The following is a 26788-nucleotide window of genomic DNA, read 5'->3' as shown; positions in this document are numbered from 1 at the left end:
TTGGAGAGGCCGGGGCAGACTGCGGATGTTTTTAACGTTCAAAACGCCCGTGGGAGGTCGCTGTGGCTACGCTCAAGCAGGTCGCCGCCCACGCCGAAGTGTCGGTGCAGACGGTGTCGAACGCCCTTAACGCCCCGCACCGGCTCCGGCCGGACACGCTCGAACGCGTCAACAAATCGATCGAGCTGCTCAACTACCGGCCCAATCGTAACGCCCGCAGTCTGCGCACCAGCGCGGTCGAGCTGATCGGCTACTGCGTCCCGAACTGGCCGAACCAGACCCATCTGGTGATGGACCAGTTCCTGCACGCCCTCTGTGCCGCCGCCGAACGCACCGGCCGGCACATCCTGCTGTTCACGGCACCGCCCGGCGTCGACGGCATGCCGACGTACGACGATCTGCACGCCCGCCGGCTCGTCGACGGGTTCGTGCTGTCGCAGACCGAGACGCACGATCCGCGGCACGGCTGGCTGAAGGAGCAGGGCATCCCGTTCGTCAGCTTCGGCCGGGTGTGGAAGCAGACCACGCAGCCCGGTCCGTGGGTGGACGTCGACGGTGCGGCCGGTTCCGCGATGGCGGTCCGGCACCTGTACGAGACCGGCCGCCGCCGGATCGCCTTCCTGGGCTGGCCGAAGACGTCCGGTCTGGCCGAGGATCGCGCGGGCGGTTGGCGCGACGAATGCAAGGCACTCGGCCTGCCGATCAGCGGACTGTCCGTGCGCTGCCGCGAGGACAGCCTCGACGAAGGCGCCCGGGCCACCGCGGCGCTGCTCGACGCCGGCCGCGAGATCGACGGGATCGTTGCCCTGAGCGACGTTCTCGCGCTCGGTGCGCTCCGCGAACTCACCCGCCGTGGCCTCACCGCCGGCCATCAGGTCGGCGTCACCGGCTTCGACGACTCACCGCTCGCGGACGTCGTCTCCCCCGGCCTGACCAGTCTCCGGCAACCGATGGACGACATCGCCGCCGAACTGATCACGATCCTCACCGGCGCGCCCGACGGCACGCCGAGCGAACGCTTGCTGCAACCAGAACTGGTGATCAGGGGCAGCTCAGCCCCTGGCTGACCTCGGCGCTGTCCCCCGGGCGCCGTGAGAAGGAGGAACCGCCATGACTCCCTATCCGACCAACCGCAGTAGCTCTCCACCCCGCCGCAGACCGGTACGCCGAACGGCCGGGATCGCCCTGCTCGCCGCCGCGACCGTCCTCGCGGGCACCGCCTCGGCCATCGCCGGGCCGTCCAGGACCAGCTCCACCCCGACAGCCTCGGCCGGATCGTCCGAGCTGTCCGAGACCACTCGCCTCCCCGACCGGCGGTCGCTGGTCGTCGGCGACCGTGCCTACGCGATGGGCGACGAGACGGGCCTCTACCCCGCGTCCGGCTGGCACATCCGCGGCGAGATGGGTGGCTTCTGGAGCCAGCCGATCAAGCTGCTCGACGGCATCTGGTTCGGTCTCGACGGCAACTGGCTCGGCAAGGACGTCGCCGCCGCGAAGTACACCAGCGGTCACGGCTACAGCCGGATCGACTACTCCGGTTCCGTCGACGTACGCCGTACGGACTTCGTCCCCGACGGGGTCCGCGCGACGCTGGTCGGCCTCACCCTCAGCTCGAGTACGGCGAAGACGGTCAAGCTCGACGTGGACGCGCACTCCGAGCTGATGCAGTCGTACCCGTGGGACTGGACGACTCCAGGCGCAGCCGACGCCAACCTGCCGGACACCGGCGACTACACCGACGGAGCGCTCCGGTTCCGCGAGCAGGGCACTCCGTCGTACCCGAACGCGACGGCGCACGACTATGCCGCGTTCGTCGGATCGTCCCTGCGTCCGACGGATCACGCCCTTGGTCCGGACCACCGCGGGCCGCAGAGTCCCGCGGTGATCTGCCCGAAGGACGGGACGACGCCCGCACGCTGTGACGACTCGCTCGTCGGCAAGGGCACGGGCGGCCGGCTCACGTACGACGTGAAGCTGTCAGCGGGCCAGCAGAAGACGATCTGGTTCGCGGTGGCCGGATCGGACCAGGGTAGCCGGGCCGCGCAGCGCGAGTACGGCAAGGCCCTGAGCAACCCGGAGAAGTTGCTGCGGGCAAAGACCTCCGCACGGCAGCAGATCGACGCACAATCCGCAGTGGACCTTCCTGGTGACCGGCTGCTGCAGCAGAGCGTCGAGTGGAGCAAGCAGAACCTCGCCGACTCGGTGCAGGAGGCGCACAACCTGCAGATCCGGGACGTCAACGAAGGTAAGGACTACCCGGCACCGGCCGGGACCGTCCAGACCGCGCGCTGGTTCGGCGCGGGCTTCCCGGACTATCCGTGGCTGTTCGCGACCGATGGTGAGTACACCGCGTTCGCCGCGGTCGCAGCTGGTCAGTTCGACACCGTCAAGGACCATCTCAAGGCGCTGCGCGACGTCAGCGACATCCTGAACAACCGCAGCGGCAAGGTCGCGCACGAGGTCACTCCGACCGGTTCCGTGTACTTCGGCTCGAACCAGAGCGCCGGCAACACCGACGAGACGGTGAAGTTCCCGAGCACGGTCGCGCTGCTGTGGCGGTGGACGGGTGACAACAAGTTCCGCGACGAGATGTACGACTTCAGCGTGCGGAACCTGCAGTACGTGTACCGCGAACTGGACAAGGACGGAGACGGCTGGCCGGAGGGCCTGGGCAACGTCGAACGCACCGGAATGGGCGTGGAGAAGCTGGACAACACCGTCTACCTGATCCGCGGTCTGACCGACCTCGCCGACCTGGCCGCGTCCAAGCACGACACCAAGGTGCAGCAGTGGGCCACCACCCGCGCGAACGACCTCGAGTCCCGCTTCGAGGCACAGTGGTGGGTACCGCAGGCGAAGGGGTACGCCGACTCGATCGACGACCCGGCCAACCCGGCGAACGACAACACTCCGATCTTCCAGCGGCACTGGATCGGTGTGACACCGATGGAGGCGGTACTGGACCGACCCGGTCAGCCGGCCTCGCCGCTCGCCTCGACCGACCACGCAAACATCGCACTCGACCAGCGTGAAACGGCTTGCTACACAGGCGAATTCGGCCTGTTCCACACCGGCACCGGCGCGACCTCGGACCCGGCCGGCAACCCCGGCGCAACGTGCGATCCGGTCGTGTCGCAGGTGAAGAGTGAGCGCAGCATCTTCGGTCTGAACACGTCGATCATGGCCGTTGCGGAAGGCAACTTCGGCCGGATGGGTGCGAAGCAGCAACAGGCGTACACGACCGGCAACGCCCGGATCCAGCTCGACCCGTCGGTCTGGGAGACCCCCGGCGCGATGCCGGAGATCGCCCCGTCGCCGGACTCGGCGGCGAATATCGGCCGGCCGTTCTACGACCGCTCGATGGCGCTGCAGGCGTGGGGCGCGTACGGCATCCTCTGGCCGGTGGTCCACCAGCAGCTCGGCGTCGACCCGGACCTCGGGCACGGCAGGATCGCCGTGGTGCCGCAGGTTCCGGCCGGACAACAGAAGGTGGCCGGTAGCAACATCCGGGTCGGTCGCGGCTCGATCGATGTCTCCGCACGCCTTACAGGTAAGGCGTTGTCGACCGATGTGACCGTGAAGGGCGTCGGCGCGACGCTCACGGTCGGCGCCGTACTCCCGTCCGGGGCGAAGGTGAGGAGTGTGACGGTCGACGGCCGGTCGGCGCAGTACAAGCTCGTCACCACCACCCGCGGGACGGAGGTCCAGGTGCCGGCGAAGGGTTCTCACACCGAACTGAGAATCACACTCCGCTGAGAACTCCGTACGCAGAACCCCGAGGTCGTTCGCGACCTCGGGGTTCTGTTTTCCGCATTTTTCCCGGACCGCCGAGTTCAAGATGGCGGGCCCCTCCGAGTATGAGCCGGAGGGGCCCGCACCAGCTGAAGGAAAGTGACGTCTCCAGCTTCCCGATACGGGTCCGTGGAGGCCGGCAGACCCCGTCACCGGTCTACCTCGGTGGGGATCCCCACCGCGAGGGCCCTCGGTTTCCGATCGACCCACCGCTCCAGTCCGAAGCGGCGTGTCGATATTTCTACGCTCTCAGCGGAGGTCGCACAAGCCTTTCCTGACAACAGTTTTGGTCGTCCACAGTGATTGCGCGGCAATCCACAGAAACTGTCCCGGTTATGCACACCCCCTGTGCATAACGTGTCTTAGCCCTTAGCAGGTTTGAGTGCCATCGGTTGCAGAATGCGATACCCGGCATACACGCCGAGCGCGCTGACCAGAAGGACGGACGGTACGGCGACGGCGAGTGGCGGCCGGTGATATCCGGCGTTGGTGAGGATGCCGGCGAGCCATTGCGCGACGAGCAGGAACTCGGCGGCCACCGCGGGGATCAACGCGAGCGGCAGCATCAGCAGACCGCGCCAGAAGCCGAGCCGGACGAAGGTGATGCCGAGCAACCAGCCGGTCACTTCGTGGGACAGGATCAGCAGGAAGAATTCGGTGAACACCAGACCGATCTGCGAGGTGCTGGTGAACAGGTGCGGGTTGGTCAACGTGTCGGGCCAGCCCTGCGACGCGTAGAGCGCGTGCTCCACCTGGTAGGCCAGCACCCACACGATCGAGGTGGCCGCCGCGGCGCCGGTCAGATAGATGCCTGAGGCAACTGCATACATCCGCCGGGTGACGCCGTGGGCAACGAGCAACACCAGGTACGCCGGGGTGAGCGTCACCCCGATCGCCAGCGAGAAGTACTTCGGTGACTGGGTTCCGTAGTCCCACATGCTGCTGGTGACGCCGCTCGTCGCGAGCTGTATGACGAGCCCGATGACCAGGAACGCAACGATCATCACGATCCAGTAGCCGACGAGCATCTGCCGCAGACCCACTGCCATCGACAACAGCACGGTCTTCAGCCGGCGCCAGTCGGTTGCTTCCCGCGGAAGCGCCGCCTCGGCTGTCGTGGTCATGAGCGGGCTCCGGTCAGGTGGACGAAGAGGTCCTGCAGGCCGACCGGACCGATCTCCAGGCCGGCCGCAGTCGCCTGCGCGAGGAGCGCCGGGTCGAGGTCGCCGAGGACCGTGGTGGACTTGGTGCCGCCCAGCCGCTCCTCCGCGAGCACGGTGAAGCCCGCGGTGAACTTGTCCACGGCCGCGGCCGGCCCGACGATCGACGCGCCCCGACCGCGCAGTGCGTCCACCGGGGACTGCGTGACGAGGCGGCCGTTGTCGAGGATGACGACCTCTTCGAGCATCGCGCTGACCTCGCTGACCAGGTGGGTGGACAGCACGACTGTGCGCGGTACTTCGGTGTAGTCGGCGAGCAGCGCGTCGTAGAACAGGTTCCGCGACGGGACGTCCATGCCCAGGTAGCTCTCATCGAAAATTGTCAGCGGGGCCCGGCTGGCCAGGCCCAGAACGACGCCGAGCGCTGACTTCTTTCCGCGGGAGAGCTTCTGGATCTTCTTGTTCAGCGGTACTTCGAAGCGGTCCAGCAGATCGCCCGCGAGGTCGGCGTCCCAATACGGGCGGAGCGCAGCGGCCAGTGCGATCGCTTGTTTGACCGACACTGCCTCGGGGCGGTCGCCGGACTCGCGGATCAGGCACACGCGGCTGGTGACGACGGCGTTCTCGTACGGCTCCTGCGGCGTACCGAGGTCGCCGCCCTCGATCAGGACCCGACCTTCGTCGGGCCGGCGGAACCCGGCCAGGACCGCGGCGAGCGTGCTCTTACCGGATCCGTTCCGGCCGAGCAGGCCGTGGATCTTCCCGGGCGCCAGCCGCAGATCGAGCCGATCCAACGCCGGCACCCCGGCGAACCGCACCGAGAGGTTCTCGGTCCTCACAGTCAGGGCGGTGGTCATCAAGCGTCTCCATAGCTGCGGATGTGCTGGAGGATGTCTTTCAACGGGATGCCGATTGCTTTGGCTTCGCGGATCATCGGGTCGACGACGTCGGCGAAGAACGAGTCGCGGCGGCCGGTGCGGAGCAGGTCGCGGGCGTTCGGGGAGACGAACATCCCGATGCCGCGTTTCTTGTACAGCACGCCCTCGTCGACCAGTTGCGCGAACCCCTTCGCCGCGGTGGCCGGGTTGATCCGGTAGAAGGCGGCGTACTGGTTGGTCGACATCACCTGCTCGTCCTCGGCCAGCGCACCGGTCACGATGTCGTTCTTGATCTGCTCCGCGATCTGCAGATAGATCGGACTCCGGTCGTCGAACACAACCCCCACCCCCTTCCCTGGTTAGGTACTTGAGTAACGAACCGTAGACCCTCGCAGGGTCACCCGCCCGCGGAGTACTGCGTCTGCTGGAGCGCCTTCTTCAGAGCCGGTACGACGGGGCCGACGCGGACTGCGAGCTGCGCCAGGCGGTCCTTGTGGCGGATGCGCTGCTCCTTGGTGACGATCGTGCGCAGGTCCGCGGTGGACGCGAGTACGACGATCGACGCGTCGCGGAGGTCCACCCGGGAGACGAGCCGCGAGGCGCGGAGGGTGTCGTGCGCGGCTTGCAGAAGCTGCCGACGCATCAGCGGGTGGCGGATGGTGATGCGGTCCGCCGGGAAGATCCCCAGGATGCGATGCGGCTCGACCTTGATCAACCGTGCACGGTCCAGCTCGTCGCGCACCCGGCGTACCGTCGCCCCCGGCCGCCGCTCAACCCAATGCCGCCATCGCCGCGGTCCCGCCGCCCGCATTTCCTCAAGCACTCCCGTCAGCACGGGATCGGCCGGAACCGGCGCGTTCGTCACCCGAGCCCGCCCGCCGTCATCAACAAGATTCCCGCCCAGCACGAGGTCAACCAAGGCCGCCGCCCGCATCACCTTCCCAACCTTCCCCCGAGCGACCAGCCGCTGCCGCTCCGAATCACAAGCCAGCAAGAACATCCGCGCCGCCAACGACTCCGGAACCTGCAGGTTGCCAAGAGCAACAACCTTCGGCGCACGCCTGTCGTCACCTCTGCCCGCACCTGCAGGTCCAGCCGGGCCACGAGGCACTCGACGCACCAGCTGATCACGTGCCGCGATTGTTGTGGGTTTCCTAGCCATCGTCTTCCTCCTTAGGAGGGCGGCCGGGGCGGCGGGGTTTGCTCAGGCCACCGGGGAGGCGGCCGGCGTCGGCCAGGGCTCGGCGGAGCAGATACTCGATCTGAGCGTTGGTGCTGCGCAGGTCGTCGGCCGCCCAGCGGGCCAGCGCGTCGTGCACCACGGGATCCAGCCGGAGCAGGATCTTCTTGCGTTCGACAGCCACGGCAGACGACCACTCACTGGTAGAGCGAGCCGGCATTGACCACCGGCTGGGCGTCACGGTCGCCGCACAGCACCACCATCAGGTTGCTGACCATCGTCGCCTTCCGTTCCTCGTCCAGCTCGACCACCTCGTGCTCGGACAGCCGGTCCAGCGCCAGCTCGACCATGCCGACCGCACCTTCGACGATCCGCTGCCGGGCCGCGACGACCGCACCCGCCTGCTGGCGCCGCAGCATCGCCTGGGCGATCTCCGGTGCATACGCGAGGTGCGTGATCCGCGACTCGATCACATGCACACCCGCCGCGTGAACCCGCGCACCGATCTCCGCCGACAGCTTCTCGGTGATCTCGTCGGTGCTGTCCCGCAGCGACAGCACGCCATCCTCGGTGTGGACGTCGTACGGGTAGCTGTTCGCGATGTGCCGGACCGCGGTCTCGGTCTGGATCGCGACGAACTCGACGAAGTCGTCCACCTCGAACATCGCCTGCGCGGTGTCCTCGACCTGCCAGACCACGACCGCGGCGATCTCGATCGGGTTGCCGTCAGCATCGTTGACCTTGGCAACGGCCGTTTCGTGGTTGCGGATCCGGGTCGAGACCTCGCGCCGCGAGGAGATCGGATTCACCCAGCGCAGACCGTTGGTGCGCACGGTCCCGGCGTACCGCCCGAGGATCTGCAGCACCCTGGCCCGGCCCGGCGAGACCGCGGTCAGCCCGGCGGCGACGATCAGGCCGACCACGAACACCGCGATGCCACCCACGACCTGCGGGCCTCGATCATGGGTGGCGCCGATGATGAGCCCGGACACCCCGGCCACCAGCAACACGAAGGCCAGCAGCGCCATCGGCCATCCGTTCAGATCCCGGCCGGCCCGCTCGGTCACCTTCGGCGCCGGCATCTCCACCGCGACATCCACCATCACGCACGCTCCCTTGCTCGAATAGCGCAAAGGTAGCAAAGTGATATCACATTTACAAGCGATGCCTCAGCCGCACCACCGGCCCCGTCCCCCGACCACCGACCACCGAACCTCTCAGGGGTTGACCCCCGAGACGGTCGGTTGCGTACCCGGAATCTCCGGGGCCAAGCGACCGTCTCGGGGGTCAACCCCTCAAACGTTCGAGCCGCCGGGACGGGGGCGGGGCGAGGGCGAGGGCGGAGCGAGGCGAGGGCGAGGCGAGGGCGAGGCGAGGGCGAGGCGAGGGCGAGGCGAGGGCGAGGCCGGGGCGAGGTCGGCGGGCGGGACGGGGGTGGAGCTGGGGCGGAGCTGGGACGGGGGTGGAGCTGGGGCGGAGCTGGGGCGAGGGCGGAGCGGGGGCGGAGCTGGGGCGAGGGCGGAGCGGGGGCGGAGCTGGGGCGAGGGCGGAGCGGGGGCGGAGCTGGGGCGAGGGCGGAGCGGGGGCGGAGCAGGGGCGAGGGCGGAGCGGGGGGGAGCAGGGGCGAGGGCGGAGCAGGGGCGAGGGCGGAGCAGGGGCGAGGGCGGAGCAGGGGCGAGGGCGGAGCAGGGGCGAGGGCGGAGCAGGGGCGGGGGCGGAGCAGGGGCGGGGGCGGAGCAGGGGCGAGGGCGGAGCGGGGGCGGAGCAGGGGCGAGGGCGGGGCGAGGGCGGGGCGGGGTTATAGGCGGGGGTTAGGGGAGGCGGGTTGCGAGGGACTCGAGGTGGGACTGCCACAGCGAGGAGTGGGAGTTGGGCAGCGGGTCGATGGCCGAGGCGCCCCAGGCGTGGATCGGGCGGATGCCGTGCAGGGCGTTCACCAGCCAGGCCTCGGTCGCGTTCTGCAGGTCCTGCGGCGTGGCGGCCCGCTCGGAAATCTCGACGCCCTGGTTGGCGGCGATCCGGCGCAGGAGCTGTGCGGTCACCGAAGCGAGCAGCGGACGGTCCGACTGCGGGAAGCAGAGCGTGTCGTCCTCCCACCACGCGACCGCCGAGTACGCCGCCTCGAGCACAGTCCCGTCGGTGTCGAGCAGCAGGACCTCGTCCGCGCGATCAGGCGCCGCCTCCTTCAGCTTCCCGAGCAACTCCAGGTCCGGCCCTTTGACCCGCGGCGCGGTTCGCGGATCAGGACCTTCGTGTACGGCGACGCGCACTCGTCCGCCGATCGGCGGCGCCGGCCGCAGCTGGACGGCGAGCTCACCCGACGTCTGCAGCTCGAACCGCGGGAACCACCGCCCGAACCCGGGCAACCGCCCGGCCTGCTCGTCCCAGAACCGCTCCGCGGCGACCCCCGCCGCGGCGCACGACCGGACGAACCGTTCCCGGTGCAGCTCCAGTCCCCGGACCTTGCCATTGGCAACCAGGAACGAATCCGCCACCAGCAGACCACTCATCTCCCCCACCCCTCACCGCGGAAAGATCCGTACCCGCGACCGGCCCGGCCGACGGCTGCCGTTGCTTTCAGCACCATTTCTTCGTACTCCGCGACCGGGTCGGAATCCAGCACGATCGCGCCCCCTGCCCCGACCACAGTCTGGTCCGGCGTCAGCACTGCCGTCCGGATCACCACGCTCAGGTCCGCCCGCCCGTCCAGGGACAGGTAGCCGAGCGCGCCGGAGTACACCCCGCGCGCGCTCCATTCGAGTTCGTCGATGATCTCCATCGTGCGGATCTTCGGCGCACCCGTCATCGACCCCGGCGGGAAGCACGCCCGCACCGCGTCGACCGCAGTCAGGCCGGCCCGCAACCGGCCGCGGACCGTCGTCACCAGCTGGTGCATGGTCCGGTAACTCTCGACCTGCATCAGCTGCGGCACGGTCACCGTCCCCGGCACGCTCACCCGGCCGAGGTCGTTGCGGATCAGGTCGACGATCATCAGGTTCTCGGCCCGGGTCTTGTCGTCCTCGGCCAGCGCCTTCGCCGCGAGCTGGTCCTGCGCCGGGTCGAGGTCACGCGGCGCGGTCCCCTTGATCGGCCGGCACTCGGCCCAGCCGTCCGCATCGACGGTCAGGAATCGCTCCGGCGAAGAGCTCGCCACCGCGAGATCGCCGTACCGGAGGAAGGCGGCGTACGGCGCCGGGTTCGCGGTCCGCTGCCAGCGGAAGAACTCGAACGGGTCCTGCACGGCCGGCAGCCGGACCCGGTTCGTCAGATTGACCTCGTACGTCTGACCCGCCTCGAGCTCCTCCAGGCAGCGCGCGATGCCGGCCAGGTACGTCGCGCGGTCCTGCTCGAGATGCGCCTCGAGGTCGAGCGTGGCGATCGCCGGCGGGTCGAGGCTGCCCATCCACCAATCGGCGGCGGCCTCCTCGGCCCGGTCCAGCCAGTCCTCGCCGGCACCCGGTTCGTCGACCGCGACGAGGTGGGTCAGGTCGTGATCGTGGTCGATGACGACGAACCGGTTCGCCCAGATCCAGAGGGCGTCCGGCGTCGGCGACTCGTGCGCGGCCCGGCCACCGGTGAGCGCCTTCAGCTCGTACCCGAAGTACCCGACATAGCCGCCGCAGAAGAGGCCGGCCAGCTCGGGAGGGGGCTCCGCGGACTGCGCGGCGAGCAGCTCGTTGAGCTCGGCGAAGACGTCGCCGTCGGCAACATCCCGGACGATGACCTCGGCCCCGAGCGAAGTGCCCAGGACCGAGACGCGACGCGGCGCCCGGTCCGTGAGACTGCCGTCGAGCCAGAACGCGACCGGTTCGGCGGCCAGCAGCTCGCGGTAGACCGTCTCGCCGTCGAGCGCTCGATCGAGCGTCCGGACGGACCAGCGCAGCGCACTCACAAGCACACCGTACCGATCGCGAGGCCGCAGCGGACCCCAGCGCTCAGGAGATGGTCAGTGCGACCTTCGTGCGCATCGCGGTGATGCGGCGGATCGGGATCGCGACCTCGAGGCCGTCCTTCGATTCGGCGCGATCCGCGAGCCAGGCGGCGGCGGTGTCGCGGCGGATGTCCGGCGTCCCCGGGAGGTAGAGCGCGTTGATCAGCCGCATCGCGTCGTCGCGGCTGCGGATCATGTACACATATCGCTCGCGCTGGCTCTCCATGACGTCGAAGCCGGCGTGCTTGAGCTGGTCCTTCAGCTCGGTGATCTCGCCACCGGCCGGGAACTGTGGCGTGGACCGCAGCCGCGTGGTCAGACCGCTCAGCGTGCGGATGTCCCCGCGCCGGAGCGGCCGTACGGCGGGCACGATCGCGGCCAGCACGCCACCGCGCCGCAGTACCCGGGCCGCCTCCGCGAGTACGTCGGGAAGCGGCTGGAGGACCATCAGGCCCATCGAGCAGGTGACGACATCGAAGACCTCGTTCGCGAACGGCAGGTGGAGGGCGTCCGCCTGCACCTTCGGACCGGGCGCACCAGCGAGCTGGGCCGGGTTGTTGTCGACGCCGACCACCCAGCGCCCGTACAGCTCACGCGCCACCGGCCCGTTGCCGCAGGCGAGGTCGAGCACCCGCCGGGCCTCCCCCGACACGGCACGGACCAGCCACCGGTACGGCGTGTGGTCACCGGCCACTGCCCGTGACAACAGCGCTTCCGTGCTGCCGGGTGCGGCGGTGTGGAATTCCCGCAGGTACTGCGGCCAATCAACAAAGTTCTCAGACATCGGGGGCTGAACCTACCGGCTGGCGACCCGGCGTACTTCGCCGGGTGCTCAGCGTTAACAGAGAGTTGACGATCAGGGAGGGGGTGCCGATCTAGACGCGGCTGACGAAGATGTGCCCGGCGGTCTCGTCGCTGATCACGCCGCCGGCCTCGCGGCTGCCGACCAGCACACCGTCGGTGTCCATCGTGGAGTCCACCTCGCGACCGGGCAGCGCGCCGGCCTTGCGCAGTACGGCCATCGCGTCGTCGTCGGTCTGGACCGGCTCGGCGATCCGGCGGACCAGCACCCGCACGCTCTCGCCGGTGGACTGGTCGAGGACCTGGTCGAGCGGCTCGACACCGATCCGGAAGTCCTCGATCCCGCTCGCGATACCGCTGGTCTGCAGCTCCTCCAGACCCGGGATCGGGTTGCCGTACGGCGACTCGGTCGGGTTGTCGAGGATCTTCAGCAGCCGCAGCTCGACCGCGTCGCTCATCACGTGCTCCCAGCGGCAGGCCTCGGCGTGCACGTCCTCCCACTCGAGTCCGATCACATCGACCAGCAGACGCTCCGCGAGGCGGTGCTTGCGCATCACCCGGACCGCCTGCTTGCGGCCGACGTCGGTGAGCTCCAGATGGCGGTCGCCCTCCACCTTGATCAGACCGTCGCGCTCCATCCGCGCAACCGTCTGACTGACCGTCGGACCGGACTGGTGCAGGCGCTCGGCAATCCGTGCCCGGAGAGGGAGGATGCCCTCTTCTTCCAGCTCGTAGACGGTCCGCAGGTACATCTCGGTGGTATCGATCAGCTCGCTCACGACAACCATTCTCACCTATTGAGGCAACCCTTACCGAATCGCTGCTGGGTACTGGCGGATGATGGGCACGATGACAGCGGTGATGTGGTTCCGCCGGGACCTTCGGCTGGCGGACAATCCGGCTCTGCTCGACGCGGTGGCGGCCGGTGACGGCCGCGTCCTGGGCGTGTTCGTGGTGGATCCGTTGCTCTGGGAGCGTTCGGGCGATCCGCGGCGGGATCACCTCGCGGCGTCGTTGCGCAGCCTCTCCGATTCGATGGGCGGACCGCTCGTCGTACGGCGAGGTGATCCGGCAACCGTCGTACCGGCGATCGCGGACGAGATCGGCGCCGCGAGTGTGCATGTCAGCGCGGACTACGGGCCGTACGGACAGCAGCGCGATCAAGAAGTTGAAGCCTCATTGAAGTGTCCGCTCAGGCGGACGGGATCGCCGTACGCCGTGGCGCCGGGACGGGTGCTGAATCAGCAGGGGCGCTCGTACCAGGTGTTCACGCCGTACTTCAAGGCGTGGCTGGCGCACGGGTGGCGACAGCCGGTCGAGGCGCCGTCCGACGTGACGTGGGTGAAGGCCTCCGGCGAGGAGCTGCCGCCCGGAGACGGAGCCGGGGAGCAGGCTGCGCTGCAGCATTGGAAGGCGTACCTCGACGACATCGCGGCGTACGACGACGAGCGGGACCGGCCCGATCTGGACAGCACTTCACGGATGTCGGTGCCGTTGAAGTACGGCGAGATCCACCCGCGGACGATGCTCGCCGATCTGGCCCGCAAACGCAGCGCCGGCGCGGAGGCGTACCGCCGCGAGCTGGCCTGGCGTGAGTTCTGCGCGGACCTGCTCGCGCGCCACCCGCACGCCGCCTGGAAGCCGCTGCGCCCGGAGTTCGACAAGATGCAGTACGACGAACCGGGCGAACTGTTCGACGCGTGGTGCGTGGGGCGGACCGGGTTCCCGATCGTGGACGCCGGGATGCGGCAACTGGCCGAGACCGGCTTCATGCACAACCGGGTGCGGATGGTCGTCGCGTCGTTCCTGGTCAAGGACCTCCACGTGCATTGGCGGTTCGGCGCTCGCTGGTTCATGAAGACGCTGCGCGACGGCGATCTGGCGTCGAACTCGCTCAACTGGCAGTGGGTGGCCGGTTGCGGTGCGGATGCGGCGCCGTACTTCCGGATCTTCAACCCGGTCAGCCAGGGCCAGAAGTTCGACCCCGACGGCGAGTACGTCCGCCGCTGGATTCCCGAGTTGCGGCACCTCGACGGCAAGACGGCACACGAGCCCTGGCGGTACGGCGCCGACGCCTACCCGGACCCGATCGTCGACCACGGCGAGGCCCGCGCCGAGGCCCTCCGCCGGTACGCCGCGATCCGCTGAGTCGGACCGGCACCACTCACCAACCTCCCGACGCAGCGCCGCCGCACGCTCGGGCGGCGCCGATGCCACCCGCTCGGACGCACTTGGTCAGTGGTGGAGGTCCGCGCCAGCTCTTGACGATCGCGCGCTCCATACCCCTATAGTGCTAGTTACCTAGATGAATGGGGTTATGGATGATCGAGTTCCATCTGGACGGCCGGTCGGGGGTCTCGCCGTACCAGCAGATCGTTCAGCAGGTCCGGAACGCGTTGCGGCTCGGACTGCTGCGGGAGGGGGACCAGCTGCCGACCGTGAAGGACGTGGTGGCGGCGCTGGCGATCAACCCGAACACCGTGCTCAAGGCGTACCGCGAGCTCGAGCACGAGGGCCTGGTCCAGGCCCGGCCCGGGCGCGGCACGTTCGTCACCCGCACCCTCACCGACAACACGCTCGCCGCACACGGCCCGCTGCGGCAGGATCTCCGCCGCTGGCTGGCCAAGGCGCGCAAAGCAGGCCTCGACGACGAGAGCATCGAGGCGCTGTTCCTGACAACCTTTCGGTCCGCCGCTCAGGAGGACATAGCATGAGCGCCGTTGTGGACGCCCAGGGTCTGGGCAAGAAGTACGGCCGGCGGTGGGCGCTGACCGACTGCGACCTCGAGATTCCGTCCGGGCACGTGGTCGGACTGGTCGGCCCGAACGGCGCCGGCAAGACCACGCTGCTGAACCTGGCGGTCGGGATGCTGTCGCCGACGACCGGCGCCGTGCAGGTCCTCGGGGCACCCGCGGGGACGCAGCAGGCGAAGGTCGGGTACGTGGCTCAGGACACCCCGACGTATGTCCGGTTGAGCGTCGCGGACCACCTCCGGCTCGGCGCCCGGCTCAACCCGAACTGGGACGATTCGCTCGCCCAGCAACGGATCCAGCACCTCAGGCTCGACCCGAAGCAGCGCGCCGGCAAGCTGTCCGGGGGTCAACGTGCGCAGCTCGCGCTCACCCTCGGTCTGGCCAAGCGGCCGGAGCTGCTGGTGCTGGACGAACCGGTGGCAGCGCTCGACCCACTGGCGCGACGCGAGTTCCTGCAAGACCTGATGGAGGCGGTGGCCGACCAGGAGCTGAGCGTCCTGCTGTCCTCGCACCTCGTCTCGGACATCGAGCGGGCCTGTGACTACGTGATCGTGCTGGTCGACTCGCGGGTGCAGGTCAGCGGTGAGATCGACGCCCTGCTCGACACGCACTACCGGCTGACCGGTCCGCGCCGCGATCCGAAGGACCTGCCGCGGGGCCAGTTCGTCGTGACGGCGAGCCACACCGACCGGCAGTCGACGTACCTGATCCGGACCGAGCAGCCGATCCACGATCCGGCCTGGACGGTCACCCGACTCACGCTCGAGGACCTGGTGCTGGCCTACATGGGCCGCGACGTCCAGCCGGAGCGCCCAGTTCTGGAGGTGCAGCGATGATCTGGCTGACCTGGCGACAGTTCCGCGTGCAGTTCCTGGTCGTCGCGACCGCGGTCGTCGCGGCCGCGGTCTTCCTCGCCGTGACCGGACCGAACCTGCTCGACGACTATCACCGACTCAACACCACCTTCATCGACAGTCTCGCCTACGAGCGACTCAACCCGTTGCTGTACCGGATCGGTCAGGTGCTGCTGTACGCCGTACCGCCGGTGATCGGGGCGTTCTGGGGTGCGCCGCTGATCGCTCGCGAGCTGGAGACCGGCACGCATCGGCTGGTGTGGAGCCAGAGCATCTCCCGCTGGCGCTGGCTCGCCGTCAAGGTGGGCGTCACCGGACTGACCGCGATGGCGATCACCGGGCTGCTCAGCTTCGCGGTGACGTGGTGGTCGGCACCGATCGACGACGCGCTGAACAGCGGCCAGGATTCGAACACCTACCTGCCGCGGATGTTCCCGTCGACGTTCTCCGCCCGTGGCCTGGTGCCGGTCGGCTATGCGGCTTTCGCGTTTGCTCTCGGAGTCGCGATCGGGCTGGTGGTCCGCCGCACCCTGGTGGCACTCGCGATCACGCTGGCGGCGGTGATCTTGATCCAGATCCTCACGCCGTCGTTGATCCGGCCGCACCTGCTGGCACCGGTCGACAGGTACATCGTGGCGACCGCGGACAACATCCGCGGGTTCGGGATCACCGGCGAGGGGACGAATCAGCAGGTGAAAGAGATGGAAGTCGCCACCGGTACGGTCGCCGCCTGGAAGGTGTCCGACAAGACCGTGGACAAGTCCGGCAAGGAACTGAGCACACTGCCCGAATGGACCATGGCATGTGCGCCCGGGCCGCCGCCTGCGGGGCCGAAGCAGCAGGTGAGGACCACGCCGGCCGAGGTGGCGTGTTTCCAGCGGCTCGCCGACGAGGGCTACCGGCAGCACGTGCGCTACTTCCCCAAAGAGACGTTCTGGGACCTGCAGTGGCGCGAGTTCGGGCTGTTCATGCTGTTGGCGTTGGGGCTGACCGGGTTCAGCTTCTGGCGGATCCGGCGCGACCTGTCCTGAACCGGCGTACGAGGAGGGCTGCCGCGAGGAGGGCGGCAGCCACGACCGCGGACGTCCACGGGAGGGTGACCGCGAGTACGACGCAACCGATCAGGCCGATCACGTTGACGGCGCGCGGCCAGCGACGCTGGTCGGCCGGCTGGGTGAACGCCGAGGCATTCGCGATCGCGTAGTACAGCAGGACGCCGAACGACGAGAAGCCGATCACCCCGCGCAGATCGGTGGTGAGCACGAGTACGCCGACGACCGCGGCGAGCACGAGCTCGGCGTGGTGCGGCACCTGGTAGCGGGGATGTACGGCGGCCAGCCAGGCCGGGAGGTCCCGGTTGCGGGCCATCGCGAGCGTGGTGCGGCCGATGCCGGCGATCAAGGCGAGCAGGGCGCCGAGGCTGGCGAGGGCGGCGCCGATCCGGACGATCGGTGTCGCCCAGGCCGCACCGACCCCGTCGACCGCGGACGCGAGGGGCGCCGTGGTCGACGCGGGGTCGCCGGTCCGCAGCAGCGCGATCGCGACGAGCAAGTAGATGCCGATAGCAACGGCTAGCGCGACGGTGATCGCTCGCGGGATCGTTCTGGCCGGCTCACGGACCTCCTCGCCCATGGTCGCGATCCGCGCGTAGCCGGCGAACGCGAAGAACAGCAGGCCGGCCGACTGCAGAACGCCGTACGCCGAGGTGGGGGCGGACGTGTGATGGTGGGGCTCGCCGGTGTAGAGCAGGACGAGGACCAAGGCGAGTACGACGAACGTGCAGGTGACGAGGATCCTGGTCAGGCGGGCTGTTCTGGTCACACCGCGGTAGTTGACGGCGGCAAGGACCACAACAGCCGCAAGGGCCAGCAGGCGTTGCAGCCATTCGTCGGGAACGACGTAGGTCGCGAAGGTCAGCGCCATCGCGGCGCAGGACGCGGTCTTCCCGATGACGAAGCACCAGCCCGCGGCGAACCCCCACCACTCCCCCAGGCGTTCGCGGCCGTAGATGTAGGTGCCGCCGGACACCGGGTAGACCACGGCCAGCTGGGCCGAGGAGGCTGCGTTGCAGTAGGCGACAACCGCTGCGATCGCCAGGCCGAGGAGCAACCACGAGCCGGCGGCGTGCGCGGCCGGCGACCAGACCGCGAACACACCGGCGCCAACCATCGAGCCGAGCCCGATCAGGACCGCGTCACCCAGCCCGAGCCGCCGCGCGAGCCGGGCCTCGCCCGTCTGCTCCGGCCTGGATGCATTCATGTCAGCTGTCCGCCGCCAACGCCGCCGCGATCTTGTCCTCGGCATCGGCGACGACCTCCTTGGGGGCTTCGGGCAGGACATCGGCCCACAGCGGCAGCATCTCCCGCTTGGCCTCGAGCATTCCCAGCGGCCGCGGGTAGAACCACACATGAAAATGAGCCGAACCGTCGCCCCAACGATAGACATGCACCCGGGCGATGTCGCCGAGCGCCAGAACGGCCCGCTCGACCCGGGCGACCATCGGCCCGTAGCTGCGCGCCAAGGCATCCGGCAGGTCGGCGAACGAGTCATGGTGAGCGCGGCTCGTCAGCCAGACCACGCCGGGGATGGTGACGCCGGTCGCCCGGCAGAGCGCCCAGTCGTCGTCGTACCAGAGCGGCTTGTCTGCGGGGTCCCGAGTCGTCGCGGTGTCGTCCAGGCCGGCGAGCCAGCTGCACAGTCCACAGGGATCCCCACCGGGCTCGCCGACACGCAGCGGCTCGGGAATCACCCGCGGCTGCGGCTCACGACGGATCAGCGGTTCGGCGTACGGCAGTGTCATGGCGGTCTCCTCCAGGAGAAGCTGATGATGCCGTTAGTGAAACACGCTCGTTGCAAGAAATGCAACAGGCATGTTTCACGCCTCCAGCACGCCGCGGAGGACCAGGTCGAGGGTCAGGCGCCGGGCCCGCGACCGGGACCAGTGGTGCCGGCCGCGCATGTGCACATAAGTGAAGGCGGCCGAGACCATCAGCACCTCGGCCACGTCGCTGACCCGGCCGTGCGGGTGCAGCGTGCCGTCCGCCTCGCCGTCGCGGAGGAACCGCTCGAACGGATCCAGGAACGAGACCGGCCCGTTGCGGGCCTGTTCCTGATGGAAGACCAGGTCCGACGACAACATCAGCGGAAGATGCCGGTCGATCACGTCGAACAGCGCCTCGATGGTGCGGATCAGGCCCTCGCGACCGGTCCCGGAACCGGCCAGCACCGGCCACATCGTGTCCCGATAGTCGTCGGCCAGAGCGTCCAGCAGGGAGTTCAGCAGCGCCTCGACGGTCAGGCCCTGCCGCCAGAGCGTGACCCGCGACCGGCCGACCTTCTCCGCGACCCGCTCCAGCGTCACCCCTGCCCAGCCGTGCTCGGCCAGTACGGCGATGGCCGCCGTACGCAGCGTCTCGTCCACCGCCACGGTCATCCGCGACCCCTCACTCTTGTGCAACATGATCGTTGCATTGCACCATGACTGTAGCAATCGTCTGAGGAGGCGGCGTGGACAGCAGGACCGAGATCCGGGTGCAGTTCACCGATCAGGAGCGGGCTGGGCTCGCCGCGCTCGCGGCCGGGCTGCGCGGAGTGGCCGAGTCCGACCTGTCCGAGGAGGACGCGCTGGTCGCGGCGGTCGAGATGGCACTCACCCGGCTGATCGACGATTTCGAGGTGCCCGATCCGGCGACCCGCGAGCAGGTCCAGGTCGCCCGCGACGATCTGCGCGCGCACTGGATCCGAGGTGCCGCCGGGATCTAGGCCGTCGCCTTCAGCACACCCAGCAGTCGCGCGACCTCGGTCGCCACGGCGTCGCGGGCCGGGCCGAGGTACTTCCTCGTGTCGACCAGCTTCGGGTTCTCGGCGAGCACCTCGCGAACGACGCCGGTGAAGACGTTGTTCAGATGGGTGGCGATGTTGACCTTGGTCATGCCGGCCTCGACGGCCCGGGTGAGATCCGGATCGGCGACTCCCGACGAGCCATGCAGCACCAACGGCACCGGGACGGCGTCGCGGAGTTGCGTGATGAGGTCGAAGTCGAGCGTCGCGGTGCGCTCGGTCATGGCGTGACTCGAGCCGACCGCGACCGCCAGCGCGTCGACACCGGTGGCCTCGGCGAAGGCGAGTGCTTCGTCGGGGCGGGTGCGGGCGCCGGGTGCGTGGACGCCGTCCTTCCCGCCGACCTCGCCGATCTCGGCCTCGACGAAGACCCCGTGGTCGTGGCAGTACGCAACCACCTCGGACGTCGCGGCCACGTTGTCGGCGTATTCGAGCTTGGAGGCGTCGTACATGACCGACGTGAACCCGAGTGCGACCGCCTCGGTGACCAGGTCCCGGTCCATCGCGTGATCCAGGTGGACGACGACCGGCACCGTCGCGGCCGCCGCGGCCGCCAGCGTGCCGAGCCCGATCGGCTTGAGCGCGCCGTGGTACTTCACCGCGTTCTCACTGATCTGCAGGATCACCGGCGCACCGACCTGCTCCGCACCCGCGATCAACGCGGTCGCGTGCTCCAGCTGGATCACGTTGAACGCGCCGACACCACGACCGGCCTTGGCCGCAGCCAGCACAACCTCGGCCCCGGAAACCAACGGCATGAGAACTCCTTCTAGTTAACGGCGACTTGGGGTTGCCAACGGCGGTAGGCGGCCAGGTCGATGTCTCCGGCAACGGGTGTCAACACGGCGGCGGCCGATGCGGCGACGGCCGACTTGAGGACGACGGACCAGTCGGGCTCGGGTGATTCCGCGACAGCTGCCGCGACGACCGCAGTACACGCATCGCCCGCGCCGGTCGGATTCCCGGCGACCGTCTCGACCGGCAGCGCCCGCCAGACGCCTTTCTTGCTGGCGGCAACCATCCCGCGCGGACCGTCGGTGATCACCGCAGCGGACGCACCGAGCGTAACCAGCTCCGACGCGCCCTCCTCGACCTCCGCATCACCAACGGCAGCACGCAGTTCGGACGCATTCGCCCGCACCACGGCGCCGGCACGAGCCGCAGCCGTCAACGCGTCACCGCCGGTATCGATCACCGACAGTACGTCGTGATGCCGCGCCCGCACCGCGAGTTCCGCGTACGCGTCGGACGGCAGTCCCGGCGGCAGGCTGCCCGAACACGCGAGCACACCCATCCGCCCCCACGGCATCCGATCCAGGAACGCCCGCCACTCGTCGGCACTCACCGTCGGACCGGCCTCGTTGAAAATCGTCGCGTCCCCGTCGACACCGTTGACAATGGCAACGGTACGGCGGGTCTCCCCCGCGATCGGGGTGAGCAGCGCGGTCAGCCCGGCATCGAACAACTCCTCGGCGACGAGCTCGCCGGTCACCCCACCGACGAACCCGAGCACCAGCACCTGATGCCCGAGGGTGGCCGCGACTCGTGCGACATTCACGCCCTTGCCACCCGCCCGCCGACGGATCCGATCGACGCGATGGCTGCCGCCGACCTGCAGTTCGTCGACCTCGTACGTCACGTCCAGCGCGAGGTTGAGCGTGACGGTCCCGATCAGTCCAGCCACGACCCGGCCCGCATCACTTTCTGCACGGCGTACTCGTCGTCGAGCAGGACCAGGTCCGCCCGCTTCCCGGTCTCGATCGAGCCGACGTCGTACCAGCCGAAGGTCTGCGCCGGCGTCGTCGACGCCATCCGGGACGCGTCCACCAGCGAGACGCCGGACTTCACCGCGTTGCGGTAGGCAACGTCCATGGTCAAGGTGCTGCCGGCGATCGAATGCGTGCCGTGGGCAAGCGTTGCCAGACCGTCCTTGACGTCGACCTCGAGGTTGCCGATCTTGTAGCGGCCGTTGCCCATCCCGGTCGCCTCCATCGCATCGGTGATCAGCGCGATCCGGTTCACGCCGGCGGCCGCGAGCGCGACCCGGACCACCTGCGGGTCGAGGTGCATACCGTCGTTGATCACCTCGAGCAGCAGCCGCTCGTCGTTCAGCGCGGCGCCGACCGGGCCGGGATCGCGGTGATGGAACGGCCGCATCCCGTTGAACAAGTGCGTCGCGACGGTCGCGCCGGCATCCGCCCCGGCGACCATCTGCTCGTACGTCGCGTCCGTGTGCCCGAGGGCCGCGACCGCGCCGGCGTCGACGACCTGGCGGATCGCTTCCAGCCCGTTCTCGAGCTCCGGCGCGATCGTCACCATCTTGACCGCGTCGCTGAGCACCTTCGCCACGTCGTCCTTGAGCGGCGGCCGCAGCAGCGTCGGCTCGTGCGCACCACACCGCGCCGCGGAGAGGAACGGTCCTTCGAGGTGCACGCCGGCGATCACGCCGTCTGCGATCAGCTCCGCCAGGCAGGCCGTCTGGTCGACGAGCACGTCGAGCGGCGCTGTCACGAGACTGGCCAGCGTGGTCGTCGTACCGTGCTTGCCGTGGAAGGCCGCGACCTTGCGCGCCTCTTCCGGATCGGCGGTCGAGTACGTCGACCCGCCGCCGCCGTGCGTGTGGATGTCGACGAACCCCGGCACGACCGTGACGTTGCCCAGATCCTCGGGCCGCTTGCCGTCGGCGGGCATCCCCTCGGACCGGCGCCCGAACGCGTGGATGTCCTCGTCGACCACCTGGATCCAGGCGTTCTCGAGTACGTCGTCCGGCGTGACCACCCGGCCCACGCGGTACGTCGTCATGCCGTCTCCTCCTCGTCGGCGTTAACGCTGTCCCACGCCATCTGCGCGGCGCCCAGCATGCCCGCCTCCTCGCCCAGCACCGCGGCCACGATCTCGGGCTCGCGCTGGAAGGTCAGGCGCGCGTGCACACCCTCGCGCAGCGGCTGCAGCAGCGTCTCGCCGGCCCCTACGAGGCCGCCGCCGATCGCGATGCGGGTCGGTGCGACCAGGGTCGTGTAGAGGACCAGAGCGTCGATCAGAGCCGCCAGAGCGTCCTGCCAGACCTGCGCCGCGTCCGGGTCTCCGGCCGCGAGCAACTCCATCACCTCGCGGGCGCCGTCCACAGTCCGTCCGGTCCGTGCCGTGTACCGCCGGGCCAGCGCGGCGGCGGAGGCGACCGTCTCCAGGCAGCCCCACTGACCGCAGGCGCAGAGCTCGGCCGCGTCGCCGTAGATGAACTTCGAGTGGCCGAGCTCGCCGGCGTACCCGTCACCGCTGACCAGGGATCCGTCGACGATCATCGCAGCGGCGATCCCGGTGCCGAGGGGCAGGAACATCGAGTTCGTCGTACCGGCCAGGGCGCCCTGGCGCAGCTCGGCGTACCCGCCACCGCGGACGTCGTGGGCCAGAACGATCGGCACGTCGTCGCTGATCGCTGCCTTCAGCTCGGCCAGCACCGGCGTCGCGACCCATTCCAGGTTCTCGGCGCCGACCGTCCCGTGTTCGGCGTCGATGACGCCGGGCACGACCACGCCGATCGCGCGCACCCGGTGCCCGTCGGCGGTCGCCTTCTGGCTGAGCTCGACGACGGTCTCCAGCAGCGCGTCGAGCACGGCTCGGCCGCCGGCGTCCCGGGGAGTAGGCCTGGTCTCGCGGTGCAGCAGGGCACCGTCGGCGGCGACCAGGCCGCACTTCATCCGGGTTCCACCGAGGTCGACGGCAACCACGACTTCACAGGGGTCCACGGAGCGCCATTATGCAGCGTTACCCGGCGGTCCGAACATCCATGAGCAAAACACGGGACAAAACTCACGTGGACCGGGGCGCGGTGTGAAGGGGTGTGCAGCGGGGTGAATCTGTGTCACCCGGGAGCCGTGGGCAGGGAATCCACGGTTTCCGGGGCATCCACGATGCGGTCAGGCCCGCAGGCCGCGGTCGAAGGCCGCGACCAGGAATGCGACCAGGTTCTCGGCGAGCTTGCCGGGATCCTCGGTGTTCACAGGGTTCGCAGTGTTCGCAACGCCGGCGGCACCCGGCGTCGGGGACAGAGCCTGTGACTGGTGCAACGCGAGCAGACCGAGCATGTTCATGTACCCGAAGGCGACCGCATCCGGCGACGCCTGCGGCAACGCCCGTTGCAGAGCGGCCAGGTACCGGCTTTCGATCGGATCCGACTCGGCCGCGTACAGCTCCCGGATCCGTCGGCTCGGATCGAACGCGATCCGGCCGATGAACCGGGCGACCACGGCACCGCGCTCGCCGCGGCGCAGTACCAGTTCCAGGCCGGGCTCGATGAAGGCCCGGATCAGCTCCTCCGGCGTCGGCGCCCCGCCGGCTTCCAACTGGTCCAGCCGGCGCCGCCGTTCGGTGTTGACAGGCGCCATCGCACGCGCCACGGCAGCCCGTAGCAACGCTTCCTTCGAACCGAAGTGATAGTTGACCGCCGCGATGTTCGCGGCCGCCGCGACCGTGATGGCCCGCAGCGAAGTGCCCTCGTATCCCCCTTCTCCGAATCGTTGCTCAGCGACGTTGAGCAATCTCTCCCGGGTCGTTTCGACCGGTGTCTCCACAGAGTTCTCCTTCCCCCCAGCTACTGCTCGCACAGGCACCCCACCTGCTCACGCGCAGTAGTCTGCAGTCAGCATAGTTCAAACGGTCGTTTGAAATGGAGGGCTCAGCTCGGTTGTTCCGAGAAATCCTCAGATTTCTCTGAAACCCTTTCCTTCCCACGGTTCTCGGCACTCACACCTCCACCACAGACCGTGTACGAACGGGTGAAACCTGTTATTGCGTTAGGGTCCGGAGCCATGACTTTCGTGCGGGTCGACCAACGATTCCGGGGGCCGGAGCGGTCGGGCAACGGCGGATACGTCGCCGGCCTGGTCGGGACGACGTTGGCGGCGCAGCTCAACGGCGCACACGTCCCTCAGGTCCGGTTGCGGATGCCGCCGCCACTGCAGAAAGACCTTGCCCTGTCGGCCGACGACGTCGGCGCTCAGCTGACTGACGGTGACGGACTGGTCGCGGACGCAGTACCGGTCGACAGCGGTTTCCTCGCCGACGCGACGATCGACCCGGTCCCGGCGGACGAGGCCCGGGCCGCGGAGGCGGCGTACCGGGGGTTGCAGGACCACCCGTTCCCGAACTGTTTCGTCTGCGGCCCGTCGAACCAGGCCGGTCTGCGGCTCAGGCCAGGGCCGATCGGCGACGGGCGTACGGCGTGCACGTGGAAGCCCGCGGCGGATCTGGCGACCGGCGGACTGGTCGACGAGCTGTTCCTCTGGGCGGCGCTCGACTGCCCCGGCGGTTGGACGATCGACCTCGAAGGCCGTCCGTCGGTGCTCGGCCAGCTGACCGCATGCGTCGACGCCCGTCCGCAAGTCGGCGAGGAATGCGTCGCGCTCGGCCGCTACCTCGGCGAGGACGGTCGCAAGACGTTCACCGCGAGCACCTTGTACGACGCCGACGGCCGCGTACTCGCCCGCGCGAAGCACACCTGGATCACGGTGGACCCAGCGGCCTTCAACTAGAAAGCACAGAAACTAACGCGCTCGCGCCGCGTGGGCGCGGACCTTGGCCCGGTTGCCGCAGGTCGCCATCGAACACCAGCGCCGGCGTCCGCGCGGGTCGAGGAACAACCACCCGCAGGACGGACAGGTGCGGACATGCTCGCGGGACGGGCCGGTGAGCAGGTCGCCAGCCAGTACCGCCAGGTTGTGGAGCGGGAGCGCGAGGTCCTCCCGCAGCTCCCAGGTCGGACCGTCGTCGGTCGACACGAGTCGCCGGTCGCCGAACGCCGTCTCGATCACGCGCGCGGCGGCCTCGAAGGTCGTCGCGGTGGCCTGGTCGGTCAGGACGTCGTACAGGTCGACGCGGAAGTCCAGCGTGGCCTGCAGCCGCCGTGCCACCTCGCTCGAGCTGCGGCCGGCCCGCTCGATCAGCCGGAACACGGTGGCCGGCGACAACAGGCCGACGTACGAGTTCCAGATCAGGAAGGCTTCGTACGACGTCAGCCACTCGGTCCGGGCGGGGCCACGGGTGGTCCACTCGGACCGGGTGTTGACGAAGTCGAGCACCGGATGCGCGCCGACCGGCCTCGGCAGGACGACGCCCTGCACCAGCTCGAGGTGCGACGGCAGCGCATCCATCTGGCTACCGGGCCGGCTGGGCCGGTTGGGTCGGCTGGTCGTTGGGCGTCGACGGCGTCGTGGTCGGCACCGGGATGCTGACGTTGCCGTTCTGCGGGATGACCATGAACTGGATCTTGCCCGACTCGATCGCGGTCTTCAGCAGGTAGCCGTTCGCACCGAGCATCGCGACCTGCTGCTTGACCGACTGCAGCTCGACGTTCACCTGCTGGTTCTTCTGCTCCTGGGTGGCCTTCGCCAGCTCGGCGCGCTGCTTGGCCTCGAGGCCGTCGATGATGCCCTTGTCCAGCGGCATCGGCTTCTGGATCGTGAACGACAGCTCGCCGCAGTCGTTGCTGCCGTTGTAGCCCGGGCCGCAGAAGTAGTCACCGCCGACCGCGGCCGGCAGCAGCCGGGTGAACTCCTTGGCCGCCGCGCTCTGGAACGCGGACTTCTTCGCCTCGTTGTTGTACAGCTCGGCCCAGTTGTAGTTCGTCGCCACCGCGGACAACGCGCGGTCGATCTGCGGCCGGAAGTAGCTCTGCAGCATGTCGTTCCAGCCTTCCTCCTCGTACGCCTCGGTCTTCAGGCCGATGCGCTCGTGGAACGACTTGATCACGTCCTTGTCCCGGTTCAGCGTGAAGTACACCTGCACCCGGACGCCGAGCCGGACGTTGTCCTTGCTCACCACGGTGACCTCGTCGGCCGCGTCGGTGTCGGCGCCGTCACCGCCGATGATGTACGAGCGCTGGTCGATCGGGTACGTGTAGAGCGTGTCGCCGGGGCCGATCAGCTTGTTCGTCGAGCCCGGCGGGACGATCGACTTGAACTTCTTGTCCTCGATCACGCCGCCGCCGTAGTGCAGACCGATCCGGTTCGCGTCGGTGTTCGCGAAGTTGAAGATGTTGAACAACGCGATGATCACGATCACCGCGACGATCAGGCCACCGATCACCTTGGCCTTCACGCTGCCGCCGCCCTTGGGCTTGAGTCCGGCGGCTGCGTTCCCCAGTTTTGCCATCAGTCGTCGAGCTCCTTGTTGCGTTCCACCAATCGCCGGACGTCGGCGAGGGTCAGGTCGGCGGCGACCGCGACGTCGCGCGGTACCGACGGATGCGAGCTGAGCGTACGCAGGCCCTGCTCGGCAGCCGCGACCGCCCGCTCGAGCGACCTGACCTCGTGCGTCAGTGCCCGGTGTTCGGCGTTGACCTCGGCCAGCGCCTGCTCTGCCTGGACGGCCCGGCGGTACGACGCCCACCCGAACCAGGCGGTTCCGATCAGTACCAGCAGCGGGATCAGGCCCAGTTCGATCATGTCCCGATTGTCGTTCATCCCAGGGCGACCTGTTCGTCCTGGGAGAAATGCGGTTGAACCGTTGACCGCCGGACAGTAAATTCGCAGTACACGCGAAGGGAGGTGGTCCAACGCATGAATTGCTATCGGACTCGTGAGGTGGCGGCGGGCTAACCGC

29 protein-coding genes are annotated in these 26788 nt (G+C 69.0%); 8 read left to right on the top strand and 21 right to left on the bottom strand.

Annotated elements, in window-relative coordinates; translation table 11 throughout:
- Positions 1 to 62 precede the first annotated feature (62 nt).
- The gene (locus EV653_RS29940; RefSeq protein ID WP_134107676.1) at positions 63 to 1067 is read left to right on the top strand and encodes a LacI family DNA-binding transcriptional regulator; all 1005 of its coding nucleotides are present in this window, start codon (positions 63 to 65) and stop codon (positions 1065 to 1067) included.
- 43 nt (positions 1068 to 1110) lie between these two features.
- Positions 1111 to 3756, top strand: a complete 2646-nt coding sequence (locus EV653_RS29935; RefSeq protein ID WP_238160534.1) for a glycogen debranching protein — start codon at positions 1111 to 1113, stop codon at positions 3754 to 3756.
- Between the two features lie 398 nt (positions 3757 to 4154).
- On the opposite strand, the gene EV653_RS29930 is transcribed toward EV653_RS29935, so the two are convergent.
- The 10 genes from EV653_RS29930 to EV653_RS29885 all read right to left on the bottom strand — a co-directional run bounded on the left by EV653_RS29930 (position 4155) and on the right by EV653_RS29885 (position 12530).
- Positions 4155 to 4916 (bottom strand): hypothetical protein, encoded by a 762-nt coding sequence (locus EV653_RS29930; protein WP_134107674.1) that lies wholly within the window; start codon positions 4914 to 4916, stop codon positions 4155 to 4157.
- On the bottom strand, positions 4913 to 5809 hold the full coding sequence (locus EV653_RS29925) for an ATP-binding cassette domain-containing protein (RefSeq protein ID WP_134107672.1): 897 nt from the start codon (positions 5807 to 5809) through the stop codon (positions 4913 to 4915). The genes EV653_RS29930 and EV653_RS29925 overlap by 4 nt, the downstream gene beginning before the upstream one ends.
- Complete coding sequence (locus EV653_RS29920) at positions 5809 to 6168, bottom strand: GntR family transcriptional regulator (protein WP_134107670.1); 360 nt, start codon at positions 6166 to 6168, stop codon at positions 5809 to 5811. The genes EV653_RS29925 and EV653_RS29920 overlap by 1 nt, the downstream gene beginning before the upstream one ends.
- A gap of 59 nt (positions 6169 to 6227) precedes the next feature.
- The gene (locus tag EV653_RS29915; protein ID WP_134107668.1) at positions 6228 to 6992 is read right to left on the bottom strand and encodes a GOLPH3/VPS74 family protein; all 765 of its coding nucleotides are present in this window, start codon (positions 6990 to 6992) and stop codon (positions 6228 to 6230) included.
- Positions 6985 to 7194, bottom strand: coding sequence for a hypothetical protein (locus tag EV653_RS29910; RefSeq protein WP_238160533.1), 210 nt, complete (start codon positions 7192 to 7194; stop codon positions 6985 to 6987). Before EV653_RS29910 ends, EV653_RS29915 begins: the two co-directional genes overlap by 8 nt.
- Positions 7195 to 7207: 13 nt before the next feature.
- Positions 7208 to 8113: an SPFH domain-containing protein gene (locus tag EV653_RS29905; protein WP_134107664.1), complete on the bottom strand. Its 906-nt coding sequence runs from the start codon at positions 8111 to 8113 to the stop codon at positions 7208 to 7210.
- A gap of 708 nt (positions 8114 to 8821) precedes the next feature.
- Positions 8822 to 9520 carry an aminotransferase class IV gene (locus EV653_RS29900; protein WP_134107662.1) on the bottom strand — a complete coding sequence of 233 codons (699 nt, stop codon included), beginning with the start codon at positions 9518 to 9520 and terminating at the stop codon, positions 8822 to 8824.
- Positions 9517 to 10902 (bottom strand): aminodeoxychorismate synthase component I, encoded by a 1386-nt coding sequence (pabB, locus tag EV653_RS29895; protein WP_134107660.1) that lies wholly within the window; start codon positions 10900 to 10902, stop codon positions 9517 to 9519. The genes EV653_RS29900 and pabB overlap by 4 nt, the downstream gene beginning before the upstream one ends.
- Positions 10903 to 10945: 43 nt before the next feature.
- Positions 10946 to 11725 carry a class I SAM-dependent methyltransferase gene (locus tag EV653_RS29890; protein WP_134107658.1) on the bottom strand — a complete coding sequence of 260 codons (780 nt, stop codon included), beginning with the start codon at positions 11723 to 11725 and terminating at the stop codon, positions 10946 to 10948.
- A 91-nt stretch (positions 11726 to 11816) separates the two neighbouring features.
- Positions 11817 to 12530 (bottom strand): metal-dependent transcriptional regulator, encoded by a 714-nt coding sequence (locus EV653_RS29885; protein ID WP_134109319.1) that lies wholly within the window; start codon positions 12528 to 12530, stop codon positions 11817 to 11819.
- 61 nt (positions 12531 to 12591) lie between these two features.
- Here EV653_RS29885 and EV653_RS29880 point away from each other — a divergent pair, with 61 nt between their 5' ends.
- The 4 genes from EV653_RS29880 to EV653_RS29865 all read left to right on the top strand — a co-directional run bounded on the left by EV653_RS29880 (position 12592) and on the right by EV653_RS29865 (position 16380).
- The gene (locus EV653_RS29880) at positions 12592 to 13890 is read left to right on the top strand and encodes a cryptochrome/photolyase family protein (RefSeq protein WP_134107656.1); all 1299 of its coding nucleotides are present in this window, start codon (positions 12592 to 12594) and stop codon (positions 13888 to 13890) included.
- A gap of 173 nt (positions 13891 to 14063) precedes the next feature.
- A complete protein-coding gene (locus EV653_RS29875) occupies positions 14064 to 14456 on the top strand; it encodes a GntR family transcriptional regulator (RefSeq protein WP_165549724.1) in 393 nt (130 codons plus the stop codon).
- Positions 14453 to 15331: an ABC transporter ATP-binding protein gene (locus tag EV653_RS29870; RefSeq protein ID WP_134107652.1), complete on the top strand. Its 879-nt coding sequence runs from the start codon at positions 14453 to 14455 to the stop codon at positions 15329 to 15331. The genes EV653_RS29875 and EV653_RS29870 overlap by 4 nt, the downstream gene beginning before the upstream one ends.
- Entirely contained in the window at positions 15328 to 16380 is a 1053-nt protein-coding gene (locus EV653_RS29865; RefSeq protein ID WP_134107650.1) for an ABC transporter permease, read from the top strand. Before EV653_RS29870 ends, EV653_RS29865 begins: the two co-directional genes overlap by 4 nt.
- On the opposite strand, the gene EV653_RS29860 is transcribed toward EV653_RS29865, so the two are convergent.
- From EV653_RS29860 to EV653_RS29850, 3 genes are all read right to left on the bottom strand, one after another.
- Complete coding sequence (locus EV653_RS29860; RefSeq protein ID WP_134107648.1) at positions 16346 to 17608, bottom strand: APC family permease; 1263 nt, start codon at positions 17606 to 17608, stop codon at positions 16346 to 16348. The genes EV653_RS29865 and EV653_RS29860 overlap by 35 nt on opposite strands.
- Position 17609: 1 nt before the next feature.
- A complete protein-coding gene (locus EV653_RS29855; RefSeq protein ID WP_134107646.1) occupies positions 17610 to 18149 on the bottom strand; it encodes a hypothetical protein in 540 nt (179 codons plus the stop codon).
- Between the two features lie 75 nt (positions 18150 to 18224).
- Positions 18225 to 18782 (bottom strand): TetR/AcrR family transcriptional regulator, encoded by a 558-nt coding sequence (locus EV653_RS29850; RefSeq protein ID WP_166679618.1) that lies wholly within the window; start codon positions 18780 to 18782, stop codon positions 18225 to 18227.
- 74 nt (positions 18783 to 18856) lie between these two features.
- Here EV653_RS29850 and EV653_RS29845 point away from each other — a divergent pair, with 74 nt between their 5' ends.
- Positions 18857 to 19111, top strand: a complete 255-nt coding sequence (locus EV653_RS29845; RefSeq protein WP_134107642.1) for a hypothetical protein — start codon at positions 18857 to 18859, stop codon at positions 19109 to 19111.
- On the opposite strand, the gene EV653_RS29840 is transcribed toward EV653_RS29845, so the two are convergent.
- The 5 genes from EV653_RS29840 to EV653_RS29820 form a co-directional block, all read right to left on the bottom strand.
- On the bottom strand, positions 19108 to 19947 hold the full coding sequence (locus EV653_RS29840) for a class II fructose-bisphosphate aldolase (protein WP_134107640.1): 840 nt from the start codon (positions 19945 to 19947) through the stop codon (positions 19108 to 19110). The genes EV653_RS29845 and EV653_RS29840 overlap by 4 nt on opposite strands.
- An 11-nt stretch (positions 19948 to 19958) precedes the next feature.
- A complete protein-coding gene (locus EV653_RS29835; RefSeq protein WP_202871890.1) occupies positions 19959 to 20873 on the bottom strand; it encodes a 1-phosphofructokinase family hexose kinase in 915 nt (304 codons plus the stop codon).
- Positions 20861 to 21991: an N-acetylglucosamine-6-phosphate deacetylase gene (nagA, locus tag EV653_RS29830; RefSeq protein WP_134107638.1), complete on the bottom strand. Its 1131-nt coding sequence runs from the start codon at positions 21989 to 21991 to the stop codon at positions 20861 to 20863. Before nagA ends, EV653_RS29835 begins: the two co-directional genes overlap by 13 nt.
- Positions 21988 to 22935, bottom strand: coding sequence for an ROK family protein (locus EV653_RS29825; RefSeq protein ID WP_238160531.1), 948 nt, complete (start codon positions 22933 to 22935; stop codon positions 21988 to 21990). Before EV653_RS29825 ends, nagA begins: the two co-directional genes overlap by 4 nt.
- A 171-nt stretch (positions 22936 to 23106) precedes the next feature.
- Positions 23107 to 23760 (bottom strand): TetR/AcrR family transcriptional regulator, encoded by a 654-nt coding sequence (locus EV653_RS29820; RefSeq protein WP_134107635.1) that lies wholly within the window; start codon positions 23758 to 23760, stop codon positions 23107 to 23109.
- 237 nt (positions 23761 to 23997) lie between these two features.
- Between EV653_RS29820 and EV653_RS29815 the strand changes: the two genes are divergently transcribed.
- Positions 23998 to 24720, top strand: a complete 723-nt coding sequence (locus EV653_RS29815; RefSeq protein ID WP_134107633.1) for a hypothetical protein — start codon at positions 23998 to 24000, stop codon at positions 24718 to 24720.
- 12 nt (positions 24721 to 24732) lie between these two features.
- Here EV653_RS29815 and EV653_RS29810 read toward each other — a convergent pair whose 3' ends face one another.
- From EV653_RS29810 to EV653_RS29800, 3 genes are read right to left on the bottom strand one after another with little or no spacing between them, the layout of a single operon-like run.
- Positions 24733 to 25338 carry a CGNR zinc finger domain-containing protein gene (locus EV653_RS29810; RefSeq protein ID WP_134107631.1) on the bottom strand — a complete coding sequence of 202 codons (606 nt, stop codon included), beginning with the start codon at positions 25336 to 25338 and terminating at the stop codon, positions 24733 to 24735.
- 4 nt (positions 25339 to 25342) lie between these two features.
- Entirely contained in the window at positions 25343 to 26338 is a 996-nt protein-coding gene (locus EV653_RS29805; RefSeq protein ID WP_134107629.1) for an SPFH domain-containing protein, read from the bottom strand.
- The gene (locus EV653_RS29800; protein WP_134107627.1) at positions 26338 to 26631 is read right to left on the bottom strand and encodes a hypothetical protein; all 294 of its coding nucleotides are present in this window, start codon (positions 26629 to 26631) and stop codon (positions 26338 to 26340) included. Before EV653_RS29800 ends, EV653_RS29805 begins: the two co-directional genes overlap by 1 nt.
- Positions 26632 to 26788: the final 157 nt, after the last annotated feature.

The sequence above is a fragment of the Kribbella pratensis genome (genome assembly GCF_004365355.1).
Classification (GTDB): domain Bacteria; phylum Actinomycetota; class Actinomycetes; order Propionibacteriales; family Kribbellaceae; genus Kribbella.
Note: the sequence above shows the minus strand (reverse complement) of the source record. Positions and strands in the feature narration are given on the sequence as shown.